This is a genomic window from Kribbella sp. (genome assembly GCF_035655035.1).
In the GTDB taxonomy this organism is placed as follows: domain Bacteria; phylum Actinomycetota; class Actinomycetes; order Propionibacteriales; family Kribbellaceae; genus Kribbella.
The window spans coordinates 1-6,240 of record NZ_DASRVN010000463.1 but is presented as its reverse complement, the minus strand read 5'-3'; the positions used below and the strand labels follow the sequence as shown (position 1 = coordinate 6,240).

Here is a 6,240-nt window from a genome sequence, read left to right as displayed (position 1 = left end):
CTGGCCTGCGACGCGAACATCATCCCGATCGTGCTCGGCTCAAACTCCGAACCGCTGGACGTCGGCCGCCGCGAACGCCTCGTCACCAAACACATCCGGCACGCCCTCAACGCCCGCGACCGCGGCTGCGTGGTCTGTGCGGCCCCGCCGGTCATGTGCGAAGCACATCATTTGATCTCGTGGATCGACGGCGGCCCCACCGCCCTGTCGAACCTCGCGCTCCTCTGCCGCCGCCACCACACCGACTTCCACCAGGGCCGCTGGACCATCACCATCACCGACGGCCAAGCCCACGTCACCCGCCCCACCTGGTCCGACCCACCACCAACCAGAACCACCCACACACCCGGGACACCCGGGACACCCTGGACACCCGGGACACCCGGGACACCCGGCACACCCGGCACACCCGGCATGCCCCCAAGAGGCGTACCCCGAACACCGAATCACCAGAGGACACTCCCGCACGCCCAGGGCCGTCGACTAATCACATCGGCCAACCTCCAACGGCCGAAGGCGAAGTCTCGTGGGGGACAGATCTGCCCGTAGCCAATACGCCTGGGGTACGAACCAGCCGCTGGAAGGCGGACGAAGCAACGCTCGCGGCTGCGGCCCGATTCGCGGTCTGGGGCGACACCGTCACAACCGAGGCCCCCACAGTCCCACCACCCTTCGCGATGCTCTAGGCGCGCACCTCCCGATCTCGCACCGCCTGGGCCCAAGCCGTCACAAGCCGACTGCCCCGGCCGACTCAGTCCGCCGATGCCGATCACAGATCCACGGGAGAGCGCGGCCGCAGCACTAGCCCGAGCACCGGACGCGCGACCCGCGACGTACCTGGCAGCCACGAGCGGCGCCGGGCCCACGCACACGGCGCCTAGCTCACGACATACCCGGCACGCGCAGCGGCCCACGACACGCTTGGATCCACGGTCGGCGTGCCCGATCACGACGTACCAGGCATGCCCAGACGGCACCGACCAGGACATAGCTGGCGGCCGCAGGCGGCACCCGGGACCGCGACGTGCACGGCAAGCGCTGGGGCCGCCGCGACGGAGCAAGCGCCAGCGGCATTGGGCGGCGACGCAGGTCGCGGTGGTACGGGCGCGGTGGTACGGGCGCGGTGGTACGAGTGGAGGCTCATCCCGGGTTGGGGCGGCGGGCACGACTGGCCCGTCGCCAGGGGGCGCGGCGAGGCTCTCGTCCTGGCATGTCGTGCTCCAGCTTGTGTGGCGGCCGGATCGCCGCGTGCTGCTGCACGCGGACGCGGCCACTGCCTGGTTCTGGTCAACGGCCACGGCGGCACCGGCGCCGAGTGGAGTGCGATGGGGTGGTGGGTGGCAGGTCTCGGGGTCGTGGCGGAGGGCTCGGGGTGCCTTGCTTGTCAGCTTGGCGGTTCTTAGCTTCAGGAGCCTTTCGGCTTCCCGCGCGCTATGACGTTCATCCTGCTGATTCGCAACATCCCACCCGACGCTGAAGTGGCTGGCATCAACCGATGTCTCAGGTGCAGCGGCGAACCCGGCGCAGTCCTGCACCTGAGGTTGTGCGGGTCTGCGTCCGCCCTGGTGAAGGTTCCACGGCAGGTCGCGCGGGACTGCGCCCCGGACCGCCTCGTGACGGTTTCCACGGCAGGTCGCGCGGGACTGCGCCCCGGACCGCCTCGTGACGGTTTCCACAGCAAGTCGCGCGAGACTGAGCCCCCAGGCCGCCTGGTGAAGGTTCCACGGCGGGTTGGGCGGGGGTGCTCGAGTTCCCGGTGGTCATGCTCTGTGGCTGGTTGTGTGGGAATACTCGCGGATCCCAGGAAGAGATGCTCTGTGGCTCATCGTGCGGTGGCTGTTCGAAGCATCGCCCGGGGAGAGGTTCCGCGGGTAGCTACGAAACCTGTGGCGCGACTTGCGGGACGTTGGAGAGAGTGCTCGCGCGGCCGCGGCGGGAGGCGTTCCTTGGCTGGTTGGTCGGCGCGGCCGCCAGGTGATGTTCTCGCCGAGGGGTGTTGCCCACTGGAGGCCACCGGCGGTGGTGGGCGTTAGTGGAGGAGCGTGGTGGTGTGGGCTATTAGGAGGTCGCGGAAGACGGTGGAGGTTTGGAGGGCGGGGGGAAAGATGGTGTCGATTGCCAGTAAGGCGTCGACCAGTTGGGTGGGGGTGGTGATGCCTGCGGTGGCGGATTTCAGGTGGGAGGACTGGGGGTCGTCGAGGTCGGGGGTTTTGAGGACGTAGACCATCCAGGCGGCGACGGCGAGGGAGATGGTGTCGGGTTCGGCGCCGGTGGCCAGGCGGTCGTCGACGGTGCCCAGCATGCGGACGGGGAGTTTTACGGAGCCGTCCATGGCTACCTGGCGGGTGCGGTGTTTGAGGGCCGGGTTCTCGAAGCGTTCGAGGACTGTTTCGCCGTACGCGGCGAGGTCGAGGCCGTCGGGTGGGGTGAGGGTGGGGATGACGTCGTCGGTCATCAGCCGGCGGGCGAGGGTGCCGAGTTCGTCGTCGCGGACGGCTTCGGCGATGGTTTCGTAGCCGCGGAGGGCGCCGAGGTACGCGAGCATCGAGTGGGTCGCGTTCAGCATCCGGAGTTTCGCCTGCTCCCAGGGGGCGACGTCCGCGGTGAGGACCGCGCCGCCGCGTTCCCAGGCGGGGCGGGGGCCGGCGAAGTCGTTCTCGATGACCCACTGCAGGAAGGGTTCGGCGACCACCACGGCCTCGTCGCGTACGCCGAGCATCCGGGCGGCGTCGTCGCGGTCCGCGTCGGTGGTGGCGGGGACGATCCGGTCGACCATGCTGGCCGGGAACCGGGTCGCCTCGAACGCTTCCGGAACCTTGCCGAGGGCATCGAAGTAGTCGGTCATCAGTTTTCGCAGGAACGGGCCGTTGGCAACCAGGTTGTCGCAGGAGAGGATCGTCAACGGTTCGTCGCGGCGGGCGAGCGCCGCGGCCAGCTGGCCGATCACGGTACGCGGTGGGCGGCCGGTCAGGTCGGCGCGGATCTCCGGGTCGTCCAGATTGAGGCCGTCGCCCGCGGCCCGGTACCCCTTCTCGGTGACGGTCAGCGTGACCACCGACACGGCCGGGTCCGCGATCCGGGCGACCACCGCGTCCGGGTCCTCGGGCGCGGTGAGTACGTCGCGGACGCTGCCGATCACCTGGATCGACGGGTCGCCGAGGCCACGCTCGAGGACCGAGTACAGGCCGTCCTGCGGGGCGAGCTGGTCGCGGACCGTGGTGGAACGCTGGCTCACGCCGGTGATCCCCCAGCGAGTCTCGCCGGTCGCGACCGCGGCGCGTTCGGTGACGACGGCCTGGTGGGCGCGGTGGAAGGCGCCGATCCCGAGGTGCACGATGCCGACCGACAACGCCTTCGGGTCGATCGCGGGAGCGATCGGCAGATGGGTGAGACTCAGCCTGGTCAAGCGGATACACCTTTCTGGTGGACGAAGCATTACTGCTGGGGTGCTGGTCCGGTGGAATCGCGGACAATCAGTTCCCCGTGCAGGTCGCCGTGAGTGGTGGTGGCGGCCTCCGGGTCGTCCAGCAGGCTGAGCAGCAGCTCGACCGCGAGCAGGCCGGCCTCCTGTTTCGGCATCCGGACCGTGGTGAGCGCCGGCCGGGCCATCCGGGACATCGCGATGTCGTCGACGCCGACCACGCTCAGGTCTCCGGGCACCGAGACGCCGCGGCCGTGCAGCCGGGCCAGCAGGCCGATCGCGACCAGGTCGTTGTAGGTGATCACCGCGGTCGCGCCGGTCGCGACGACCTGGTCCGCGGCCGCCATGCCGCCCTCGTACGTCGGCGCGAAGTTGCCGACCGGCGCGAGCTCGACGTGCAGCGCCTGGACCGCGTTCCGGAGGCCGACGCCGCGGTGCTGGGTGGACCAGGACGAGGCCGGACCGCCGACCCAGGCGATCCGGCGGTGGCCGAGGGCAACGAGGTGGGCGACGGCCTGCCGCATCCCGTCCTCGTTGTCGTAGTTGATCCCGGGCAGGCCCGCGGCGGCGCGGTTGACCAGCACGACCGTGGTGTCCTGGGCGATCGCGGCCAGCTCGTCGTCGCTGCCGCGCGGCGAGCACAGCACGACGCCGTCGACCTGCTTGGACAGCGCCCGGATCAGGCCCGACTCGGTGGTCGGGTCCTCGTCGGTGTCGGCGACGAACACGGCGACGTCGTGACGGCGGGCGCGCGCCTGCACGCCCTTCGCGATGCCGGCGAAGAACGGGTTGGCCAGGTCCGGCACCACCAGGCCGATGGTCCCGGTGCGGCCGGTGATCAGGCCGCGGGCGGCCCGGTTCGGCGCGTACCCGAGCTGCTCGACCGCGGCCGCCACCCGGGCGCGGGTCGCCGCGTTCACCATCTCCGGCAGCGACAACGCGCGGGACACCGTGGACGCCGATACCCCGGCCAGGCGTGCCACATCCCGGATCGTCGCCCCCACGCCTATCTCCTCCCGCAATCGAACGTCCGTCGAGCATGCAGTCTGCAATCGGTTGCAGTTTGTGTCAAGAACTCGTCCTTGTGCGGACATGCGATCGGCTGCAATCCTTTGCAGTGCCTGTTTCACCATCGCTCATCGGAGGACAGATGCCGAAGGCCCTGCAGCCCCATCCGGACCGCGCCCTGCCGGCCGGTCCGGCGCGTGACATCGCGCGCCGGATCCACGACTCGACGAAGGACCTGCCGCTGCTCTGCCTGCACGGCCACGTCGACATCGGGCTGTTCGCGTCCGACGCCCCGTTCGGCGACCCGGCCGAGCTGCTGGTCGTCCCGGACCACTACGTGACCCGGATGCTGGTCTCCCAGGGCGTCTCCCCGGACAAGCTCGGCCTGCCCCGCCGCGACGGCCGGCGGACCGCCCACGAAGAATCAGCACAGCCGCGGGAGATCTGGCGCGAGTTCTGCGCGAACTGGCACCTGTTCCTCGGTACGCCGAGCCGGTACTGGCTGGAGCACGAGTTCGCCGAGGTGCTCGGCCTGACCGTGCACCCGTCCGCGGAGACGGCCGACGAGCTGTACGACCAGATCATGGCGCGCCTCGCCGAGCCCGAGTTCCGGCCGCGCGCGCTCCTCGACCGCTTCAACATCGAGCTGATCTCCACCACGGACGGCGCCACCGACGACCTCGCCCAGCACGCGAAGCTCGCCGCGGACCTTCCCGGCCGGGTGGTCCCTACGTTCCGCCCGGACGCCGTCGCGCACCCGGACCGCGCGGGCTGGCCGGAGCTGATCGCCCAGCTCGGCAAGCTGGCCGACGTCGACACCACGACGTACGACGGATTCCTGGAAGCGCTCCGGCAGCGCCGCCAGGCGTTCAAGGCCGCGGGAGCGCGCGCCACGGACCACGGTCACCTGAGCGCTGCCGCCGTACCGCTCGCGGACAGCGAGGCAGCGAGGATCTACGCCGACGCGCTGCAGGGTGACGTCACGGGCGAGGACGCGCAGGCGTTCGCGGGACACATGCTCTACCAGTTCGCGGCGATGTCCGCCGAGGACGGGTTGGTCATGCAGCTGCACCCTGGCGTACTGCGGGACCACGACCCGGCGATCTTCGCGAAGTACGGCCCGGACCAGGGGCACGACATCCCGGTGGCGACCGAGTTCACCCGGTCGCTGCGGCCGCTGCTGGAGCGGTTCGGGCATGCGGACGGCTTCCGGATCGTGCTGTTCACCGTCGACGAGACCGTCTACAGCCGGGAGCTCGCGCCGCTCGCAGGCGTGTACCCGGCCGTCCGGCTGGGAGCGCCGTGGTGGTTCCTGGACAGCCCGGACGGCATGCGCCGGTTCCGGGAGCTGGTGACGGAGACGGCCGGGTTCTACAACATGTCCGGCTTCGTCGACGACACCCGTGCGTACCTGTCGATCCCGGCGCGGCACGACCTGGCCCGGCGGATCGACGCCGGGTACCTGGCCAACCTCGTCGTACAGCACCGGCTCGACGAGGACGACGCCCTGCAGGTCGCCAAGGCACTCGCGTATGACCTCGCGAAGAACACGTACCTGTTGAACAGGTAGTCTCACGCAATCCGGTCGAAGGGATTGCGATGAGGCGTGGGGCCGTCGCGGCTGCTGGTGCCGCGGTGCTGTTGGTGGCTGGCTGTTCCGCGAAGGACGCGGCGCCCACCAAGGTCGTCACCGTGACCGTCCCGACCGCTCCCCCGGCCGCGGCCGCCGCCGTACTCGGACCGACAGGCCCGGGTACGGCGAAGCCCTGCAGCGGTACGGCGATCCCGGTCGGCACCGACCCGCAGCCGGT

General features: G+C 70.5%; 4 protein-coding genes and 1 pseudogene. 3 read left to right on the top strand and 2 right to left on the bottom strand.

The annotated features are described in order from the left end of the window. Window positions 1-30: 30 nt before the first annotated feature. Complete coding sequence (locus VFF46_RS25430) at window positions 31-549, top strand: HNH endonuclease signature motif containing protein (RefSeq protein ID WP_325039726.1); 519 nt, start codon at window positions 31-33, stop codon at window positions 547-549. Between the two features lie 1,480 nt (window positions 550-2,029). On the opposite strand, the gene VFF46_RS25425 is transcribed toward VFF46_RS25430, so the two are convergent. Beyond that, window positions 2,030-3,406 (bottom strand): mannitol dehydrogenase family protein, encoded by a 1,377-nt coding sequence (locus VFF46_RS25425; protein WP_325039725.1) that lies wholly within the window; start codon window positions 3,404-3,406, stop codon window positions 2,030-2,032. A gap of 29 nt (window positions 3,407-3,435) precedes the next feature. Then, a complete protein-coding gene (locus VFF46_RS25420; RefSeq protein ID WP_325039724.1) occupies window positions 3,436-4,425 on the bottom strand; it encodes a LacI family DNA-binding transcriptional regulator in 990 nt (329 codons plus the stop codon). A 146-nt stretch (window positions 4,426-4,571) separates the two neighbouring features. Here VFF46_RS25420 and uxaC point away from each other — a divergent pair, with 146 nt between their 5' ends. Next, window positions 4,572-5,999 carry a glucuronate isomerase gene (gene uxaC, locus VFF46_RS25415; protein ID WP_325039723.1) on the top strand — a complete coding sequence of 476 codons (1,428 nt, stop codon included), beginning with the start codon at window positions 4,572-4,574 and terminating at the stop codon, window positions 5,997-5,999. A gap of 29 nt (window positions 6,000-6,028) precedes the next feature. Then, a pseudogene (locus tag VFF46_RS25410) lies at window positions 6,029-6,240 on the top strand (right-handed parallel beta-helix repeat-containing protein); the annotation flags it as partial.